The 19,269-nt window shown below is 37.8% G+C and carries 18 protein-coding genes and 1 other annotated feature; of the genes, 2 read left to right on the top strand and 16 right to left on the bottom strand.

What is annotated here, in order from left to right; translation table 11 throughout:
* Nucleotides 1-37: 37 nt before the first annotated feature.
* The 7 genes from MKZ14_RS00175 to MKZ14_RS00145 all read right to left on the bottom strand — a co-directional run bounded on the left by MKZ14_RS00175 (nucleotide 38) and on the right by MKZ14_RS00145 (nucleotide 5,988).
* Nucleotides 38-706, bottom strand: a complete 669-nt coding sequence (locus MKZ14_RS00175; protein ID WP_312127215.1) for a deoxynucleoside kinase — start codon at nucleotides 704-706, stop codon at nucleotides 38-40.
* A complete protein-coding gene (locus tag MKZ14_RS00170; protein ID WP_036075169.1) occupies nucleotides 706-1,341 on the bottom strand; it encodes a deoxynucleoside kinase in 636 nt (211 codons plus the stop codon). The genes MKZ14_RS00175 and MKZ14_RS00170 overlap by 1 nt, the downstream gene beginning before the upstream one ends.
* 208 nt (nucleotides 1,342-1,549) lie before the next feature.
* Nucleotides 1,550-3,961, bottom strand: a complete 2,412-nt coding sequence (locus MKZ14_RS00165; RefSeq protein ID WP_339280541.1) for a heavy metal translocating P-type ATPase — start codon at nucleotides 3,959-3,961, stop codon at nucleotides 1,550-1,552.
* Between the two features lie 81 nt (nucleotides 3,962-4,042).
* Nucleotides 4,043-4,249 (bottom strand): copper chaperone CopZ, encoded by a 207-nt coding sequence (gene copZ / locus MKZ14_RS00160; protein ID WP_016995252.1) that lies wholly within the window; start codon nucleotides 4,247-4,249, stop codon nucleotides 4,043-4,045.
* Between the two features lie 31 nt (nucleotides 4,250-4,280).
* The gene (locus tag MKZ14_RS00155) at nucleotides 4,281-4,613 is read right to left on the bottom strand and encodes a metal-sensitive transcriptional regulator (RefSeq protein ID WP_016995253.1); all 333 of its coding nucleotides are present in this window, start codon (nucleotides 4,611-4,613) and stop codon (nucleotides 4,281-4,283) included.
* A 66-nt stretch (nucleotides 4,614-4,679) separates the two neighbouring features.
* Nucleotides 4,680-5,633 carry a cation diffusion facilitator family transporter gene (locus MKZ14_RS00150; protein ID WP_339280540.1) on the bottom strand — a complete coding sequence of 318 codons (954 nt, stop codon included), beginning with the start codon at nucleotides 5,631-5,633 and terminating at the stop codon, nucleotides 4,680-4,682.
* Between the two features lie 19 nt (nucleotides 5,634-5,652).
* Complete coding sequence (locus MKZ14_RS00145) at nucleotides 5,653-5,988, bottom strand: metalloregulator ArsR/SmtB family transcription factor (protein ID WP_016995255.1); 336 nt, start codon at nucleotides 5,986-5,988, stop codon at nucleotides 5,653-5,655.
* Nucleotides 5,989-6,211: 223 nt separating this feature from the next.
* Here MKZ14_RS00145 and tadA point away from each other — a divergent pair, with 223 nt between their 5' ends.
* Nucleotides 6,212-6,727 (top strand): tRNA adenosine(34) deaminase TadA, encoded by a 516-nt coding sequence (gene tadA, locus MKZ14_RS00140; RefSeq protein ID WP_333006619.1) that lies wholly within the window; start codon nucleotides 6,212-6,214, stop codon nucleotides 6,725-6,727.
* A 96-nt stretch (nucleotides 6,728-6,823) separates the two neighbouring features.
* Here tadA and MKZ14_RS00135 read toward each other — a convergent pair whose 3' ends face one another.
* The 7 genes from MKZ14_RS00135 to pdxS all read right to left on the bottom strand — a co-directional run bounded on the left by MKZ14_RS00135 (nucleotide 6,824) and on the right by pdxS (nucleotide 14,405).
* Complete coding sequence (locus MKZ14_RS00135; RefSeq protein WP_339280998.1) at nucleotides 6,824-7,591, bottom strand: amidohydrolase family protein; 768 nt, start codon at nucleotides 7,589-7,591, stop codon at nucleotides 6,824-6,826.
* Nucleotides 7,592-7,725: 134 nt separating this feature from the next.
* Nucleotides 7,726-8,418 (bottom strand): amidohydrolase family protein, encoded by a 693-nt coding sequence (locus tag MKZ14_RS00130; RefSeq protein ID WP_333006620.1) that lies wholly within the window; start codon nucleotides 8,416-8,418, stop codon nucleotides 7,726-7,728.
* Complete coding sequence (gene brnQ, locus MKZ14_RS00125) at nucleotides 8,415-9,746, bottom strand: branched-chain amino acid transport system II carrier protein (protein ID WP_333006621.1); 1,332 nt, start codon at nucleotides 9,744-9,746, stop codon at nucleotides 8,415-8,417. Before brnQ ends, MKZ14_RS00130 begins: the two co-directional genes overlap by 4 nt.
* A gap of 108 nt (nucleotides 9,747-9,854) precedes the next feature.
* Nucleotides 9,855-11,189, bottom strand: coding sequence for a sigma 54-interacting transcriptional regulator (locus MKZ14_RS00120; protein WP_333006622.1), 1,335 nt, complete (start codon nucleotides 11,187-11,189; stop codon nucleotides 9,855-9,857).
* A gap of 141 nt (nucleotides 11,190-11,330) precedes the next feature.
* On the bottom strand, nucleotides 11,331-12,611 hold the full coding sequence (gene serS / locus MKZ14_RS00115; RefSeq protein WP_258860937.1) for a serine--tRNA ligase: 1,281 nt from the start codon (nucleotides 12,609-12,611) through the stop codon (nucleotides 11,331-11,333).
* A gap of 75 nt (nucleotides 12,612-12,686) precedes the next feature.
* Nucleotides 12,687-12,906: a binding site (T-box leader), on the bottom strand.
* A gap of 49 nt (nucleotides 12,907-12,955) precedes the next feature.
* Nucleotides 12,956-13,519, bottom strand: a complete 564-nt coding sequence (pdxT, locus tag MKZ14_RS00110; protein WP_333006623.1) for a pyridoxal 5'-phosphate synthase glutaminase subunit PdxT — start codon at nucleotides 13,517-13,519, stop codon at nucleotides 12,956-12,958.
* A gap of 1 nt (nucleotide 13,520) precedes the next feature.
* A complete protein-coding gene (gene pdxS, locus MKZ14_RS00105; protein ID WP_036075157.1) occupies nucleotides 13,521-14,405 on the bottom strand; it encodes a pyridoxal 5'-phosphate synthase lyase subunit PdxS in 885 nt (294 codons plus the stop codon).
* Between the two features lie 102 nt (nucleotides 14,406-14,507).
* Between pdxS and MKZ14_RS00100 the strand changes: the two genes are divergently transcribed.
* A complete protein-coding gene (locus tag MKZ14_RS00100; protein WP_333006624.1) occupies nucleotides 14,508-15,926 on the top strand; it encodes a PLP-dependent aminotransferase family protein in 1,419 nt (472 codons plus the stop codon).
* A 15-nt stretch (nucleotides 15,927-15,941) separates the two neighbouring features.
* On the opposite strand, the gene asnB is transcribed toward MKZ14_RS00100, so the two are convergent.
* A complete protein-coding gene (gene asnB, locus MKZ14_RS00095; protein ID WP_333006625.1) occupies nucleotides 15,942-17,780 on the bottom strand; it encodes an asparagine synthase (glutamine-hydrolyzing) in 1,839 nt (612 codons plus the stop codon).
* A gap of 100 nt (nucleotides 17,781-17,880) precedes the next feature.
* Entirely contained in the window at nucleotides 17,881-19,212 is a 1,332-nt protein-coding gene (locus MKZ14_RS00090) for a D-alanyl-D-alanine carboxypeptidase family protein (protein WP_081977435.1), read from the bottom strand.
* Between the last annotated feature and the right edge of the window lie 57 nt (nucleotides 19,213-19,269).

The following is a 19,269-nucleotide window of genomic DNA, read 5'->3' as shown; positions in this document are numbered from 1 at the left end:
TATATTGTCTCACGTTTTTTGGTCATTTATTTTACTTTTATTTTCGTAAATGGCTTGTTTGTTTTAGCATATGACTGATACGGCTCACAATTGATTCAATGGCATCAGGATTTTTTAATAAATCATAATCATTAATATCTAAACGTAGAACTGGACAAGAATTAAAATTATTTATCCAATTTTCATAGCGTTCATGCATTTCTATCCAATAATCATCGGGTGTTTGTTGCTCCATTGTACGTCCACGCTCTTGAATACGTCCAATAACTGCATCAATAGGTCCTTCAAGATAGACAAGCAAATCTGGATGTGGGAAATAAGGTGTCATCACCATTGCATCAAACAAATTTGTATACGTCTCATAATCTGTTGGGCTCATTGTTCCTTTATCATAATGCATCTTAGCAAAAATGCCAGTATCCTCATAAATAGAACGATCTTGTACAAATCCTCCACCATATTCAAAAATACGCTTCTGTTCTTTAAAGCGCTCTGCTAAAAAGTAGACCTGTAAATGAAAGCTCCATTTTTCAAAATCCTCATAAAATTTATCAAGGTATGGATTTGTGTCTACTTTCTCGAACGAGGTACGAAAGTTCAGTGCCTCTGCTAAAGCCTTTGTCATCGTCGATTTTCCTACCCCAACAGTACCAGCAATCGTAATAACCGTTTGTGGTGGAATATCGTACTTCTCTCTTAAATTCATTATTGCAAACTCCTTTGTTGTAACGTATCTTTAATTATTTTTAAAACATGATTTAAATCATTTGGATTTTTTACAAAATCAAGCTGATCTCCATTAAATTGAATAACTGGAATTTCGGGATGCATGCTCTCAAAATGCTCGATAAAAGAATGATAGTCGGCCACAAGCTGCTCCATGTAATCACGTGAAATCATCTTTTCAAACTCTCGCCCTCGCATGGCGATACGCTTCATTAATGTCTCAACGCTGGCATGTAAATAAACCACTACATTTGGGACAGGCATGTCTTTCGTTAAAATTCTATAGATCTCCTCATACTTCTCGTATTCAGTTGGTGCCAATGTACGCTTCGCAAATATTAAATTTTTAAAAATATGATAGTCTGCTACAACAGGTTTGGCATGTGCTAAACGAAATTTTTTAATATCGGTTAGTTGCTTATAGCGATTACAAAGGAAGAACATTTCCGTTTGGAAACTCCATTCCTCAATGTTTTCATAAAACTTATTTAAAAAAGGGTTTTCGTCTACAATTTCTTTTAATAGATGGTAATTTAATGTCGCTGCTATCTCTTTCGATAAAGAGGTTTTACCAACACCAATCGGACCTTCTACCGTAACAAATGGAACCGTCACCAGAAGCTCCTCCTTTTGTTCTATGGATTCGATCATTGTGTCCTACATAAAATGAATCAGTACCTTTCATTTTATCATAGTAGGAAAATGAAAAACAGAATCAACCTATTGTTCTAGTAAATTTACCTGTGGTATTCTCCTGATGATATAGAAAAAAGACATAGAAAAAAGACATCGAGAATCTACTTCCCGATGCCTTTATACCTTCTTATAATTTCACTCGTTGTAAACGAAGTGCATTTAATACAACCGATACTGAACTAAAGGCCATCGCTGCACCTGCTACCCATGGCGCAAGCAGACCGAGTGCAGCAATTGGAATACCTAATGTATTATAAGCAAATGCCCAAAATAGATTTTGTTTAATATTACGCATTGTTTTTCTACTCATTAGAATGGCATCCGCGATACTATTTAAGTCTCCACGAATAAGTGTAATATCTGCTGCTTCCATCGCCACATCTGTCCCTGTACCAATTGCCATCCCAATATTCGCTGTTGCCAAGGCAGGTGCGTCATTAATACCGTCACCTACCATCGCCACTTTTTTCCCTTGGGCTTGAAGTTTTTTCACTTCATCAGCTTTACCTTCGGGTAAGACCTCGGCAATAACATGATTCACGCCTACCTCTGTTCCAATTGCTTGAGCAGTACGTTCGTTATCACCTGTCATCATAATGACCGTAATGCCCATATCCTGTAAACGACGAATAGCTTCTTTTGATGTATCTTTCACGGTATCAGCCACAGCGACTAAACCCGCATATTGCCCATTGATGGCAGCTAACATGGCTGTTTTACCGTTTCGTTCTAATTGCTCCATTGTTGGTAAAATATCATTAATACCAATTCCATATTGTTGCATTAATTTACGTGTGCCAATGACAATACCTTGACCTGAGACAGTTGCCTGCACACCATAACCAGGTATTGCTTCGAAGAATTGAACATCACCTAAAGCTATGCCGCGTTTTTCTATTCCTTGAACAATGGCTTCTGCTAGTGGATGCTCTGACTGCTTCTCTGCTGCGCCGATTAAGGATAAAAAGCGTGCTTCATCTTGCTCTGGCGCTAACAAAACATCTGTAAGCTCAGGTTTACCATGTGTCACCGTTCCTGTTTTATCTACAACAACTGTATCTATGCCTTGTGTTTGCTCTAAATGTTCTCCACCTTTGAATAAAATACCAAATTCAGCTGCACGTCCAGAGCCTGCCATTATTGAAGTCGGTGTTGCTAACCCAAGTGCACATGGACAAGCAATGACAAGAACTGCGATTAATACCTCTAAAGCAGGTGTAAATTCACCTGGACGGACCCAAATAATCCAAATTAAAAAAGTGACAATGGCTATGCCAACAACAATAGGTACGAAAATACCCGAAATCTGATCTGCTAAACGTTGAATAGGTGCTTTCGATCCTTGTGCATCTTCGACCACTTTAATAATTTGTGCTAATGCTGTATCTCGGCCAACCTTTGTTGCAGTCATTTTAATAAAACCATTTTTGTTAATCGTTGAGCCAAATAATAGATCACCTTGCTTTTTATCAACTGGTAGACTCTCTCCTGTTAACATCGATTCATCAACAGCTGTTGTCCCCTCTATTACCTCACCATCTACAGGAATTTTTTCACCTGGTTTCACTAAAATAACATCGCCAATGATGACTTCTTCTAATGGGACCTCTTTTTCTATACCGTCACGTACAACGATAGCTGTTTTTGCTTGGAGTCCCATTAGTTTTTTTATGGCTTCAGATGAGCGTCCTTTTGCCTTTGCCTCAAATAATTTACCTAATAAAATAAGTGTAATTAAAACAGCACTCGTTTCAAAATAAAGATGTGGACCATGGTGTGATCCTATCGTTACAATCGCTTGATAGACACTATAGAAATAGGCCGCTGATGTTCCCATTACAACAAGCACATCCATATTTGCACTACCATTGCGTAATGCTTTATATGCCCCTACATAAAATTGCTTACCAATTATAAATTGCACAGGAGTAGCCAATACCATTTGGACCCATGGATTCATTAGAAATTCTGGAACATATAAAAATGATGTAAAGGAAAAATGACCAACCATCGTCCAAAGCAATGGTAATGAAAGAATAGCCGATAAAATAAATTTATGTTGTTGCTGTTTAATTGCTTTTTCGCGATGATCTACAGTTTCCTGTTCATCTGCCTTTTGATGTGCCCCATAGCCTAGCTTCTCAACCTTTGTAATGATATCTGCAATGGATACTTCCGAAGGATTAAACTCAATCATCGCTTTTTCCAGTGCTAAGTTAACATTAGCAGAGGAAATACCACTTAGCTTATTTAACCCTTTTTCAATGCGAGTCGCACAAGCTGCACATGTCATACCTGTAATATCAAGCTCAGCTTTTTGTTTAACAACACCATAGCCAAGTGCTTCTATTTTTCTTTCAAAATCTGCTTCACTTAGTTTAGCTGGGTCATATTTAATAGATGATTTTTCAAGTGCTAAATTTACTGTTGCATTTTCTACACCATCCATTTTATTTAAACCTTTTTCTATACGAGTGGCACAGGCTGCACATGTCATACCTGTAATTTGCAAATTAGCTTCTTTACTAGCAGAACTCATTTACCATTCACCTCTCCTTATACCAACAGGGGGTATATAATTTTGAAAATAAGAGAGTGCTACAGGAGCACTCTACAATTATTATTTTACGTCATATCCTTGATCATCAATTGTTTCTTTAATTTGGTCAAGTGAAACTTGTGCATCATCAAATGCAACATCAACTAAACCTTCTGCTAAATTTACTTTTACTTGTTCAACACCAGCTAAAGCACCGACACTTTTTTCCACAGCGTTTACACAATGACCACATGACATTCCTTGTACGTTTAATGTTACGTTTTGCATAATAAAATCTCTCCTTTTGTATGTTTTCAATCTATTTTTTCATTAACTTTTGAATTGTTACTACTAACTCATCTAATACTGCCTCATCGCCCTCTGATAGACGATCCACTACACAACCTTTTAAATGACCTTCTAATAATATTTTAGCCACACTATTTAATGCAGATTGTGTAGCAGATAGTTGTGTAATAATATCATCACAGTAAACGTCTTTATCAATCATTCCCTTAATACCACGAATCTGTCCTTCAATACGATTTAAGCGGGTTGTTAAATCCTTTTTCACACGCTCAGGGTGATGACTTTTTCGGCAAGACGTAGCTTCCTCTGTATGACAAGCATCCTCTTTTACTGTCTCCTCCATTCACTACACCTCCTATTTGTAATTATCATACTATACCCAAGAAGGGTATGCAAGCCATAAAAAAATTTATTTATCATCATGATGATGTTCATGGTCATTTTCTAATTTACATAAAATAGACTCATCATGTCGATGTAATGATGTTTCTAATTGAATTGTTACATGCTTTATGCCCTTATGCTGAAGATTATGCTCAATTTTTCGCAAGATATGCTCACTCTCAACTATTTTCAATTGATCATTTACAACGGCATGACACGATAATGCATTCGTTCCACTAGTAATTGTCCAGATGTGTAAATCGTGAATACTTTCTATTCCTTCAGTTTGCTCTATTAACTGAATAATCTCCTGAACATCTACATTTGAAGGTGTCCCCTCCATTAAGACATGAATTGAGGCTTTTGTGACATGGTAGCCACTTCGTACGACCAATAATGCAACAATAACGCTAGCAAGAGGATCTGCCCAGCCCCAGCCAAAAAACATAATTAATAATGCCGCAACAATAGCCCCTACAGACCCTAGCATATCACTTAGTACATGTAAAAAGGCTCCGCGCATATTTAAATTGTCCTTTGTATCACTTCCACGCATCATAATCCAGGCAACTAAAATATTAACGAACAAACCAATTGTACTTATAATAAGCATTCCTGTTGTAGCTACTTCTGGTGGGTTTGTAAATCGTTCAATCGCTTCATAGAAAATGAATAATGCTATTCCTATTAGTGTAATACCATTCAATACAGCAGCTAAAATCTCAAATCGTTTATAGCCGTATGTTTTACTATAGCTTGCAGCTTTTTCCCCAAACATAAAAGCTAACATCGCTATACCTAAAGAGATCGAGTCACTTAACATATGCCCTGCATCTGATAAAAGAGCCAAACTATTTGTTAAAAAGCCACCAATGGCTTCCACTACCATATACACTGTAATAATAATAAACGACAGTAATAATACCTTTTTATTTGCGCCATGTGTATGATCATGGCCATGATCGTGTTGATGTCCCATTGTTATTCCCCCATTTCATTTAGTTATGAGCTGCATGCTCAATGGCCTGCTTCAATAAATTCATAATGTGATCATCGTCCTTAGAATAATATAAGGTTGTTCCCTCTCTTCTAAATTTCACCAATCTTAAATTTTTAAGAAAGCGTAATTGGTGGGAAACGGTTGATTGGCCTAAATCTAAAATTTCTGCAATATCATTTACAGAATGTTCATCTGAACAAAGTAAGTTTAAAATACGAATTCGAGTTGGATCACTCAATGCTTTAAAAGTCTGAGATACTACAAATAATGTCTCTTCATCTAAATGCTGATCAATATTTTTTTGCATTTCTGAACTGTTTAATTTTTCATCCATATAAGTTTACCCCATTCTCCAATATTTTTATATGAGCATGTGTTCATATAAAAATATATATGGATATATAAGGAATGTCAACAAGTATTTATGCTTCGACATATTACATATCAATCGCTTACGCATGGCTGCAATGATTTTAGATGAATATAACATCCGAAAAGAAGTTAAAAGTAGCAATTACCAATTCAGCACGCTACACTACTGTTAAGGAGAGATATGAGTGGATATTTTTGACGCAGATCGTTTATTTATGAAACAAGCATTAGAGGAAGCTCAACAGGCTGCCTTACTTGGGGAAGTACCAATTGGTGCAGTACTTGTTTATGAAGGAAAAATCATTGCACGTGCGCATAATTTAAGAGAAACAACGCAAAATGCAACAACACATGCGGAGCTGTTAGTGATTCAAGAAGCCTGCAAAAAAATAGGGAGTTGGCGACTGGAGGATACTACTCTTTATGTTACATTGGAGCCTTGTCCAATGTGTGCAGGAGCCATTCTCCAATCACGTGTACCCCGAGTTGTTTATGGGGCAAGAGATCAAAAAGCTGGCTGTGTAGATTCTCTTTACCAGTTATTAAATGATGAACGCTTTAATCATGAATGTGATGTAACAGAAGGGATTTTAGCCGAGGAATGTGGTCAAATTTTAACAGACTTCTTTAAGGCTTTACGAGACCGTAAAAAGGCTGAGAAAAAAGCACGATTAGCTTCCAACAATGTAAATGGTCATTAAAGAAGGTGCCTCCTAATGAGACACCTTCTTTATATTTAAGGGAATGGCGATATATATGAAATGTGTCGTAGCAGCGACAGCATCTTCATAACTAATTTATTGAGCTTGAAGAGTGGATTGTGTAAAAACACATTCTCCTTCGATATATGTAGCGAATGGTTTTACATGCATAAGCTGGTTATGTGAAAGGGTCATCAAATCGTCTGTTAGTACTACAAAATTAGCTTCATAGCCCTCTTTTAACTGACCAACGTTCTCCATACGAATCATCGTCTTGGCATCAACTGTATATAGCTGTATTGCCTCCTCTACAGAGATTTTTTCTGCCGCGCCTAAATCTGTTCCATCATAGGCTCTTCGTGTAACAGCAGCTTGTATCGTAACAAAGGGATTAGCCGCTTCTGCCCAAGATGTGGCAGGCGCATCTGAAGAGAGTGCTGTCGCAATACCCCTCTGTAGAAATGTTTGAACACCATATAAAGTCTGTGTTTTTTCTAGCCCTAGATTCTCTAAATAACTCTCAATTTCGCAGAATAAGAAGATGGGTTGTGGCACAAAGCCTATCCCCCATTCAGCAGCTTTTTGCAAGGCACTTTCAGAAGGCATGGCGGCATGCTCAATACGAACAGAAGGTGCATCTGTTAACCAAGCTTTTTCCTCATAAAATGTGTCGACAATTAAATCAATGGCTCTGTCCCCCATTGCATGAACCACTAATTGAATACCACATTCTTTTGCTTCCGCAGCAGCCGCTAGCAGCTCCTCTTTCGAAGTCATTGCTATACCTTTTTCTTCACTTCCCAAAAATGGCTCAGAAACAAGTGCTGTACGGCCTGAAACACTGCCATCCGAAAATAGCTTGATGCCTCCAATATAGGCTCCTGCAGAACGATCGATATTATCTGCTGTTAACAGCTCATATCGTTGAATATCCTCTCAAACATAATAAACTGCTACACGTTGCTTAAAGCCTTTTTCTCGGGCTTTACGGTACAGGCTTAATAATCAATCGGTGCTACAGTGGCCATTAATTCCGTAATACTTGTTACACCATAGGATGCCAAAGTTTGTGATAGCTTTAGAAGCCTGTTGACAATTTCTTCTTCAGTGGGTGTAGGTAAATGCTGTAGCACTAGATTTCTTGCATTTTCACGCAGTACGCCTGTAGGTTCCCCATTGTCATTACGATCGATTTGCCCACCCTTTGGATCAGGGGTATCCTTTGTAATACCTGCAATTGCTAATGCCTTGCTATTGACCGATATAATATGACCACATGTACGCATAACAATGATAGGTAATTCAGTGGAGGCAAGATCTAAATCCTCTTTTAAAGGCGCTCTTCTTTCTTTTAGTTTTCCTTCATCATAACCCCAGCCTAATATCCATCCACGCTGACTTGCATCATATTTGGCCAGTGCATTAATTATGTCCTCAATGGAATGAATATATGGAGGGAGGCATGCCACTTGTTCCAAAACATCCGCTAGCATAATTGGATGCATATGAGCGTCAATTATCCCAGGAATAATGACCTTTCCTTGTACATCTATTATTTCTCCCTGATAGGGAGGTAATTGATCCTGTTGTCCAATCCAAAGTACTTTTCCGTCTTCAATCACCATGGCAGTTGCAGATGGCTGATTAATATCTGCCGTATAAATCTTTGCATTACAAATAATTTTCATCATTTTTCAACTCCTATTTCTTCCATACCAAAAGTAGATTTTTCAGGATCTTCTGCTTTCAGCACCCTATGCAAAATAGTACCGATAATAAAGCCAAGAATAGATGGTATAATCCAAGCAAATCCGCTAGACTGCAATGGTAAATGTAAGACCATCTGTGTCACACTAGGTATGGTAATTTCATAGCTAGCAAATGTTTCAACAACGCTTACTAGAAATGCAAATAGTACTGTTCCTTTATAGGCTCCTGCGTTTGGCACAAAACGATCAAAAGCCCCCAGTAGCACAAGTACAATAATGACAGGATAAATTACCAAGAAAATGGGCAATGTAATTTCGACGATGGCACCTACACCTAAGGAGCCGATAGTTGCGCCTACTACACACATAATAAAGACCCACGTTTTATAGCCTAGCTTCTCTTTTGTTAGTTCGTTTAAAAATTGTGATGATATGACCATGACGCCAATCGCTGATGTTAAGCAGGCAAAAACAACACATATAGCTAGTAACGCCTTACCCAAATTACCAATGACACTAAAGGCAATGGCTGCTAATAGTTCTGTATCACTGCCAGGATTTGTGATGATACCACTACTTGTAGCCCCTAAATAAAGTAGGCCACCATAAACTGCTATTAATCCTATTGCAGCAATAGCCATTCCACCTAGCGCAACCTTTTTAGATTGTTTCCCTTTATAGCCATAACCAACTATTGCTGCTAAAAAGATCGGAGCACAAAGAATACCTGTCCCTACATCTCCTGTTTGATAGGCAGCTATTATCGAGTTAGCAAACACCCCTTCAGCCCCTGTATTGACTGCTGTTCCCATTGGATCTAGTACCCCTTTACCAATGAGGATAATGAGGATAAGAACAAGAACGGGTGTCAGCCATTTCCCAATCTTATCGATAACATTTGATTGATCCATCGCAAAGTAAAAGCAAATCGCGAAAAACGCTAATACTGACGCAATTAAAGGTATGTTCGGAATAATTTGTGATACCCCTAATTCATGAGTTGTCGCTGACATCCTCGGTATTGTGACAACCATTCCAATACAAACCATCATGACCGTATTAAAGGCTTTATAAAACCAATTTCCGATTGGTCTTGTGAGCGCTTCCACGGTTCCCCCAGTATTATAAATTGCGTACACCGCAAGCACAGGTAAAATAACGCCCGTTAAGCTAAAGCCCATCAAAGCAGAAATCCATGATTCCCCTGCACTATTTCCTATGGATGGCGGAAAGATTAAATTCCCGGCACCAAAAAATATAGCAAATAAGGCTAGCCCGACAATTATCGTATGCTGCACAACTTTAGACATATCCTCAACCCCTTTATAATCGTTTACAGAAGATTTATTTAAATAATAGAAAATTTAAAAGCACGAAAAAAGGAGATAAATTTTTATCCCCTTTTTGTAAAAAATTTTTTACAGCAATTCATATTTTAAACACTTATATTTTAGTAATTGACGCGAAATACCTAAACGACGAGCAGTTTCCGCTAAACGTCCATCAGTTTCACGCAACTTTTCCGCTATAATTAGGCGCTCATAGGCTTCCGTTAAATCTCGTAAATGTCCAGTTTGGTTGTTTTGCATTATCTGCTGAGTTGAATGTTGAACATTTTTTCTAATCCTTTCTGGAATATGCTCAACAAGTATTTCATCTCCAAGCAAATTATTATATGCCGATTCAAGAGCATTTTTTAGTTCACGCACATTACCCGGCCAATGATAGGCATAAAATAATTGAATCACTTCATTACGATAGCTTACATTTTTCTGTAGTGTATGTTCACTGTAAAATTGTATATAAAAATCAAGGATAGCTGGAATATCTTCCTTCCTTAATCTTAACGGTGGCAAATCAATTTGAAGAACATTTAAGCGATAAAATAAGTCCTCGCGTAACCTTTTTTCAGCTAATAGTTTATCTATATCTTCATTGACAGTCGTAATATACCGTATATCCAACGGCTCATCATTCAGCACTTTTATATCTACTGCATGCAAAAGTTTCGCCTGCAAAGATATATCCAATAAATTAAGGTGATCAATGAGTAGTGTCCCACCATTAGCCTCCTGTAACTTTCCACTTTTTGCTTCATTGTCTGATCCGTATAGCTGAGTAAATAGATTATCCTCTGTCAATGTTGAACAGTTCAAAGTAATAAAGGGCTTTGTATAGCGTTCACTTTCATTGTGTATGCCTTGTGCGATAATATCTTTCCCAGTTCCAGTTTCCCCAGTTAGTAAAACAGGGGCACTTTTTTGAGCACTTCGACGTGCCTTTTCAAGTTGAGTTTTCATTTCAGTATTTGTCGTAATGAAATCCTCCAAACGGTAGGTCGTATAATTATCTCGATATAATTTATGTCCCAGGAAATTATCTAAGTATTTAATTTGTTTGCTTTCATAAAAATGTTTTGAGAATTCAATGGCACCAATGGCTTTTCCATCCTCCATAATGGGATAGGTCGAACTCAACGATAAATAACTAAAACCGTTCAATGTAGTAAGTTGTTGCTCATAGTATAAAACTGGTTGCCCTGTTTGTATGACTTGAAACACAGTACTTGTCTCAGGTGATAAATTTTGATAATTATCAGTCACAGTGCTATGAAAAAATTCATCTGGTGTTAAGCCGATTTCCAATAATATATTTAAATCTGCTAAGTCATAAAAGATTGCACAGCCTTTATCATCTGTAATTAACACATTATCAAATTCATTGAAGGCTTGTGCAAATTGTTGCAATTCCATGAATTTCTCCCCCTTGTCCCCATGAATATTACCCATTATAACGAATTTTCAAAAATTATGAGAGAATTCAATTTTTGCAACACAAAAAAGCTATTTTAGAACATCCATAAAAGAATTGTCTAAAATAGCTTTATCTGTCGTTTATTTTGCTGTGATTACTTCTTTACCGCCCATATAAGGTCTTAAAACTTCTGGAATTACTACGCTACCATCAGCTTGTTGATAATTTTCTAGAATAGCAGCAACTGTACGGCCAATGGCAAGACCAGAACCGTTTAATGTATGCACATATTCTGGTTTTGCATTTGGCTCACGACGGAAGCGGATATTTGCTCGTCGTGCCTGGAAATCCTCAAAGTTAGAGCAAGAAGAAATTTCACGGTACATGTTTTGTGCAGGAATCCAGACTTCTAAATCATATTTTTTCGCTGCAGTAAAACCTAAATCAGCTGTACACATTTTTAGCTTACGATATGGTAAGCCTAGTAATTGTAATACCTTTTCTGCATGACTTGTTAATAGCTCTAATTGTTCGTATGACTCCTCTGGTTTTACAAAACGAACTAATTCAACTTTATTAAACTGGTGTTGACGAATTAAACCACGTGTATCACGACCTGCTGATCCCGCTTCTGAACGGAAGCATGCGCTATACGCTGCAAAGCCTTGTGGTAAAGCTTCAGCCGGTAAAATTTCATCTCGATAGAAGTTCGTAACTGGTACTTCTGCAGTTGGAATCATGAAATAATCTGTTTCCTCTAATTTGAATACATCTTCTTCAAATTTCGGAAGTTGCCCTGTACCTGTTAGGCTATCTCGATTAACAATAACAGGTGGTAGCATTTCCTCGTAACCATGCTCCTCTGCATGTAAATCCATCATGAATGTCATTAATGCTCGTTCTAAACGAGCGCCAAGACCACGATAGAATAAGAAACGGCTACCTGTTACTTTCGCGCCGCGTTCAAAGTCTACAATTTTTAAATCCGTAGCAAGGTCCCAGTGTGCTTTAATATCAAAATCAAATGCAGGAATATCACCCCAAGTATATTCTTCAACATTGTCGTCCTCTGTTGTGCCTACTGGTACAGATTCATGCGGAATGTTTGGTAAACGCATCATCATATCTTTAAAGCGTTCTTCAACATCATTTAATTGTACATCTAATTCTTTAATTTCATCGCCAACCTGACGCATACGAGCAATGACTTCATCCGCATTTTCCTTGTTGCGTTTCATAACTGAAATTTGTTCAGATACTTTATTGCGTTCTGCTTTTAATTCTTCTGTTTTGGCAATCAATTCACGACGTTTTGCATCTAAGTCTTCAAAGTCATCTAAATTTCCTAAGTCCTCATTACGTGTTAATAACATCTCTTTAATTTCCGCGAAATTTTCGCGTACGCGTTTAATATCTAACATCTTCATACCTCCAATAGTTTCTTCATGATGGGAAATCATTGCAGCGAAATGAACACAAAAAAGCCCTCATCCCTAAAAAGGGACGAGAGCTACCCGCGTTGCCACCCTAATTGACTAGACTTATTTCTGCCTAATCCACTTATTTCATAACGGCATTTCAGCCGGCTACAGCCTACTTCATTCACTTCGACTGTGCAACTCCAGGACGGATTCACAAGTGCTTTTATCAGCTTCCACCAACCGCTGACTCTCTAAAAAAAACGTGCTTGCTACTACTTCCCATCATCGTGTTCAGTTATTTAAAATTTAACCATACTGTACTATATGAAAACAAATTTTGCAAGTCATACCATAGAGGATACAAAATATTCAATAATTCGTGTGTCCTCTGTTAATTCGGGATGAAACGAACAACCCAATAAATGGCCATCTTGTGCCAAGATTATTTTCCCCTCATGTTGTGCAAGAATTTCAACATCTTTACCTACCGCTTCAATATGAGGTGCACGAATAAATACTGCTGGAATCCCTACACCTATTTTAGGAATATCTAGTTGTACTTCAAAGCTATTGACCTGACGTCCATATGAGTTTCTTGCTACAGTCACGTCCATCACAGCCAAATGTGGTTCATCTTCAATTAGATCCTTGGCTAATAAAATTAATCCCGCACATGTACCAAGCATTGGTAATCCTTGCTGTGCAAGTCCACGAATTGGCTCTAGCAGATCAAATCGATCCAGCAATTTTCTCATTGTTGTGCTTTCTCCACCTGGTAACACAAGTCCATCTAGGTTTTCTAAATCTTTTCTCTGTTTTACTTGAATTGCTTCACAGCCAAGAGCTTCTAACATTTGTATATGCTCACGAACTGCTCCTTGTAATGCTAATACACCAATTCGCTTCATGCTACCAACCTCGCTCTTGCATACGCTCGTTGTGTCCAAGCTGTGCAATATCAATCCCCTTCATAGGCACTCCGAGCTCTTTTGATATTTCCGCAATAAGCTTATAGTCTTTATAATGAGTAGTCGCCTCTACAATGGCACGTGCAAATTTTTCAGGGTTCTCAGATTTAAAAATACCTGAACCAACGAAAACGCCATCAGCTCCAAGTTCCATCATTAAGGCTGCATCAGCAGGCGTTGCCACTCCTCCTGCTGCGAAGTTTACGACTGGTAAACGACCAAGACGTTTAATTTCTCTTAATAACTCGAAAGGAGCTCCTAGTAATTTCGCCTCTGTCATTAATTCATCCTCTGTCATTCCTACGACTTTACGAACCTGTGCATTTACTTTACGAATATGGCGAACGGCCTCCACAATATTCCCTGTACCTGGTTCACCTTTAGTTCGTAACATCGAGGCACCTTCCCCGATACGACGGGCTGCCTCCCCTAAATCACGACAGCCACACACAAACGGTACGGTGTATTCACTTTTTAATAAATGGTATTCTTCATCAGCTGGTGTTAAAACTTCACTTTCATCAATATAATCAACACCCATTGCTTCTAAGACACGTGCTTCAACAATATGACCAATACGTGCTTTGGCCATCACAGGAATAGTTACAGCCCCCATCACTTCCTCAACAATACGAGGATCGGCCATGCGTGCAACGCCACCTGCTTTCCGAATATCTGACGGTACTCTTTCTAATGCCATCACTGCTACAGCACCTGCAGCTTCTGCAATTTTTGCTTGCTCTGCATTAATGACATCCATAATGACGCCGCCTTTTTGCATTTCTGCCATACCACGTTTTACTAGCTCTGTACCTGTTTGTTTCATTTTCTAACCTCCACCTTTATGATGAAGTTTAGTATAATAGAAATTGACCATATCAAAATATCCAGTTTTCAAAATATTTATAAGGTCAGGAGGTTCCAGATCATGGATATGCTTTTATTTCAGCTGGAAAGAGATAGTGATAAACCGCTTTATGATCAGCTTTATAATGGTATTAAAGAAGCTATTATTTCTAAGAAAATAACTGTAGGAGAAAAATTGCCTTCAAAAAGGAAATTAGCTGATTTTTTAAACATTTCCCAAACAACAATTGAAATTGCCTATGCCCAGCTCTTAGCTGAAGGCTATATTATGTCCAAATCACGTATTGGCTATTTTGTAGAAGAGATAGATGAACTGCCCTACATTCAACAAGATACTGTGGCGTCCATTAATGAACATCCTAAGAAAAAATCATATAAAATTGATTTTAATCCTGGTTCTATTGATATCGATGCCTTTCCATTTCAAACATGGAGAAAGTATGCGAAAGAGCTTTTTGACGACACCTCAAAGGAGCTATTATTAACAGGGGAACCACAAGGAGAACTGTCTCTACGCACAGAGATTGCTAATTATTTATATCAATCCCGTGGTGTTGTATGCCACCCTGAACAAATTGTTATTGGTTCAGGTACGGAGCAGCTTCTCCCTATGATTCTCCGTCTTTTTAGTGAGGACACAAGCTTTGCATTAGAAAATCCAGGATACCCTGCCGTGCATCGAATGTTTTCGCAGCATAAACGAAAAGTTTACCCAATTGCAGTTGATGAAGAGGGCATAATTATTCATGATCTTGAAAAAACAAATGCTAATGTTGTGTATATTACACCCTCACATCAATTCCCAACTGGGGCTGTATTATCTGCTACAAGACGAGCACAGGCTTTAAATTGGGCGGCACAAAGCACCTCTCGCTATATTATAGAGGATGACTATGATTCGGAATTTCGTTATGCTGGAAAACCAATTCCTGCCCTACACGCACTAGATCGCAACGATAAAGTTATTTACATGAGTACTTTTACCAAATCTTTAATGCCATCCTTACGAGTAGCTTATTTTGTACTTCCACCTAAACTACTTGCTACTTATAACGATGTCTTTAATTATTATTCATCCACTGTGCCTCGTTTTGATCAGCATATTGTGGCAAATTTTATGGGTGATGGGCATTTTGCAAAGCATCTCAATCGTATGCGTAAAATTTATCGTAAAAAACATGATAAGCTAACTTCTATTTTAGAAAAATATTCATCATCCATTAACATTACTGGTGAGCAAGCTGGTATGCATATTTTATTAGAGGTTCAACACACATTCACAGAAAAACAATTACAACAGCTCGCCTCTCAAGCACAGATAGGTATCTATCCATTATCAGCCTATCGACTAGATCATTATGAATCTTCAAAAGCTCAATTTCTATTAGGCTTTGGAGGAATTCCCGTACAAGCAATCGAATCATCCATTGAGCAGTTGATGGATTGCTGGAGTATACAAAAAAATGACCCATCTACGTAGATGGGTCGTTTTATATTAAGTCTCAATTAATTGAATTTGATAATGCTCAAACCAAGTATGAATTTGCCCTAGATACGCTAAAAGTTGAGGACCTGCCATTAATTGCCCATACCATGGAATCTTAAAAGAGCTACCGCCAGATTCAACTAACTCCTCAAGCTTTTGTCGTTCAAATAGTTCATGCAAAATTGAATTTTTATCATGTAGAATTTCCTTCAACCATTTTTGCACTCCTGCTGTATAGATAGGATGATAGGTTTTTGGATAAGGATTTTTTTTACGATATAACACTTCATTCGGCAATAGATGTGCCATTGATTTTCGAAGTAATCCTTTTTCTATTCCATCTAAATTCTTCATTTCCCACGGAATATTCCAGGCATATTCTACAAGCCGATGATCTGCAAAAGGGACACGTACCTCTAAACTTGCCCCCATACTCATACGATCTTTCCGCTCTAATAATGTTTGCATGAACCATAGCATATTTAAGTAAGACATTTCACGATGTCTTGCCTCTGCTAAACCTTCTCCATCTAATAATGGCACTTCAGCTATTGTTTGTGTATATAGTTGTTGTGCATAGGACTCAATTGTCAATTTTTTATCCCACTTCTCTTGAAGTAATGCACTTCTTTCAGACAATGAACGGATCCAAGGAAAACCCGAAGTCCTTTCTTTAAACCATGGATACCCACCAAAAATTTCATCTGCACACTCTCCTGATAGCGCTACAGTAAATTCCTTTTTTATTTCTCGACAAAACCACAATAACGAAGAATCTACATCTGCCATACCAGGGGAATCACGAACGATGACCGATTCCACTAATAAATCAATTAACTGTTGCTGAGTGATTTCCTCTGCATGGTGTGCCGTCTGAAAAGTATCTGTCATTTTTTGAATCCAGTACGTATCCGTGGAAGTTTGGAAAGAGTGTGGGTTAAAGAAGCGCTCGTTATCCTCGTAATCAATAGAATACGTATGCAATTGATGGTTTTGCTGTTGGAAACTATTTGCCGCAATGCCCGTGATAATACTGGAATCTAGTCCTCCCGAAAGAAATGTACAAATAGGAACATCCGAAACTAGCTGACGTTCTATAGCATCCGTTAACAAAAAACGAACATGCTCCATTGTTTCTTCTAATGTTTCTTCATGTTTACGGCTTTGTAGCTGCCAATACGGCCACTTTCTTAAACCTTCTTCTCTAGAGAATCGCATCGCATAGCCAGGTCTTAATTCTTCAATATTTTGAAAGAGTGTTTTACCTGGCGCTCTAGAAGGCCCTACAGCCATCATACTTGCCAACCCTTCAACATTTACACTTGCTTGGACCGTGGGGTGTGCTAGCAGAGCCTTCACTTCAGATGCAAAAAGAACACCCTCTTGTTGCTCTGTATAATACAAGGGTTTTACGCCTAATCGGTCTCGACATAAAAATAAAGATTGTCTTTGCTCATCCCAAACACCAAAGGCAAAAATACCATTTAGAAATTCTACACATTGCTCTTTCCATTCAATATAGGCCGTTAATAACACTTCAGTATCCGATTGTGTTATAAAACTATGTCCTCTTTTTTGAAGTTCCTTACGTAGCTCTTCTGTATTATAAAGTTCGCCATTATATGTAATGACATAGTTTAATCCATCATGGATTTTTTTCATCGGTTGTTTGCCGCCAATTAAATCAATAACAGCTAACCGTCGATGGCCAAATGCAATATGCTCACTACACCAAATATTTTCATCATCTGGCCCTCTCTTATTTAATGTTTGCGTCATCGATTTTAATATTGTGTCACTTGTTCTTAAATCCTTGTGAAAACTAGCCCAGCCTGTAATGCCACACATTTAGCCACATCCTTTCGCCTATTAGCGTATGCAGTAGCATGTAAAAATGTGAAAAAAGCACATGAATGCTTAAGTACATTCATGTGCTCGTATTTAAATATTAGAACAATCCCCCAACAAAGTCTGTAATGCCTCCCCATAAATTACCGAAGAAGCTACCTACACCTTGGAAGAACAATGAGATACCGCTAGCGCGCTCTACAGCCTCTGTTGTGACAACATCGGATGAAATATCCTTGCCATCAATAAAGCCGTAATCTGTGCCTTCTGTGCGCTCAATAACGACCTTTCCTACAACAGTGTCTTTTTTAACATCTGCCTCTAAACTCTTTTTATCTAAAACCAATGTAGGTTTATATAAGTCTTTATCAGCAGACTTAATCATAAAGGAAATTGGTTCTTTTACTGCAATCGATACTTTGTCTTCTTTACCTTTTGTGACTTTAACTGTTTTTTGATCTTTGAAAGTATAGTTCCCTGGTAAAATTTCTTGCTTTGAGAATTGTGAAAAACCGTAGTTAAATAATTTTGCTGTGGCATCAAAACGAGCTTTATATGATCCTTGACCATTTGCATCTACAGCCTTCATGACAACTGCAATCAAGCGAGTCCCATTGCGCTCTGCAGTACCTGTAAAGCAGTGACCTGCAAAGTTTGTTGTACCTGTTTTTAATCCATCTACACCTTGATATTCATACACTAATCCTGGCAACATAAAGTTCCAGTTTTCCATTTTAATTGCATCTTCTGTTCCTTCACGGAATGTCTTTTTTGCAATTTTAGATGTCTCTAATACCTTTGGGTGATCTTTTAATAAATGATACGCTAATTTTGCTACAGATTTTGCAGGCATCACATTTTCATCTTCTGGGCCTGTACCTGATGGATGCATTCCAAATAAATCAGCATTATTAAGACCAGTAGCATTGACAAATTTATAGCCCTCTAAACCAAGTTCTTCTGCTTTTTTATTCATTAACTTTAAAAATTCAGTTTCAGAACCTGCGATTGTTTCAGCAATAGCTACGGTTGCTGCATTTGCTGAATAGATTGCCATTGCCTCATATAACTCACGAATCGTATAAGAGCCATCTCTACGTAAAGGTACATTACTTAATGCACGATTTTGAGACATACGATACGTATAATCTGTTACGTGATATTCTTGATCCCATTTAACTTTCCCTGCATCAATCGCGTCCAATAACAGGTATTCAGTCATCATCTTTGTCATACTTGCAATACCTAGTGAAGTATCTGCATTTTGTTCAAATAAAATTTTTCCTGAATCTGCATCAATTAAAATCGCAGCATCCACTGTTAATCCTAAATCTGTTTCCGCATTTGCCTTTGCAGGAATACCTGCAAAAATACTAAATAATAAAACAGGAATTAGGAGTAAGCGTAATACGGTGTTCATTTTCTTTTTCACCTTTAAAGCCCTCCAAAAAATAATCTTGTCCTCGACATTTTATCATAGATAACAACA

The organism is Lysinibacillus sp. FSL P2-0066 (assembly GCF_037969495.1).
Lineage (GTDB): Bacteria > Bacillota > Bacilli > Bacillales_A > Planococcaceae > Lysinibacillus > Lysinibacillus boronitolerans.
Note: the sequence above shows the minus strand (reverse complement) of the source record. Positions and strands in the feature narration are given on the sequence as shown.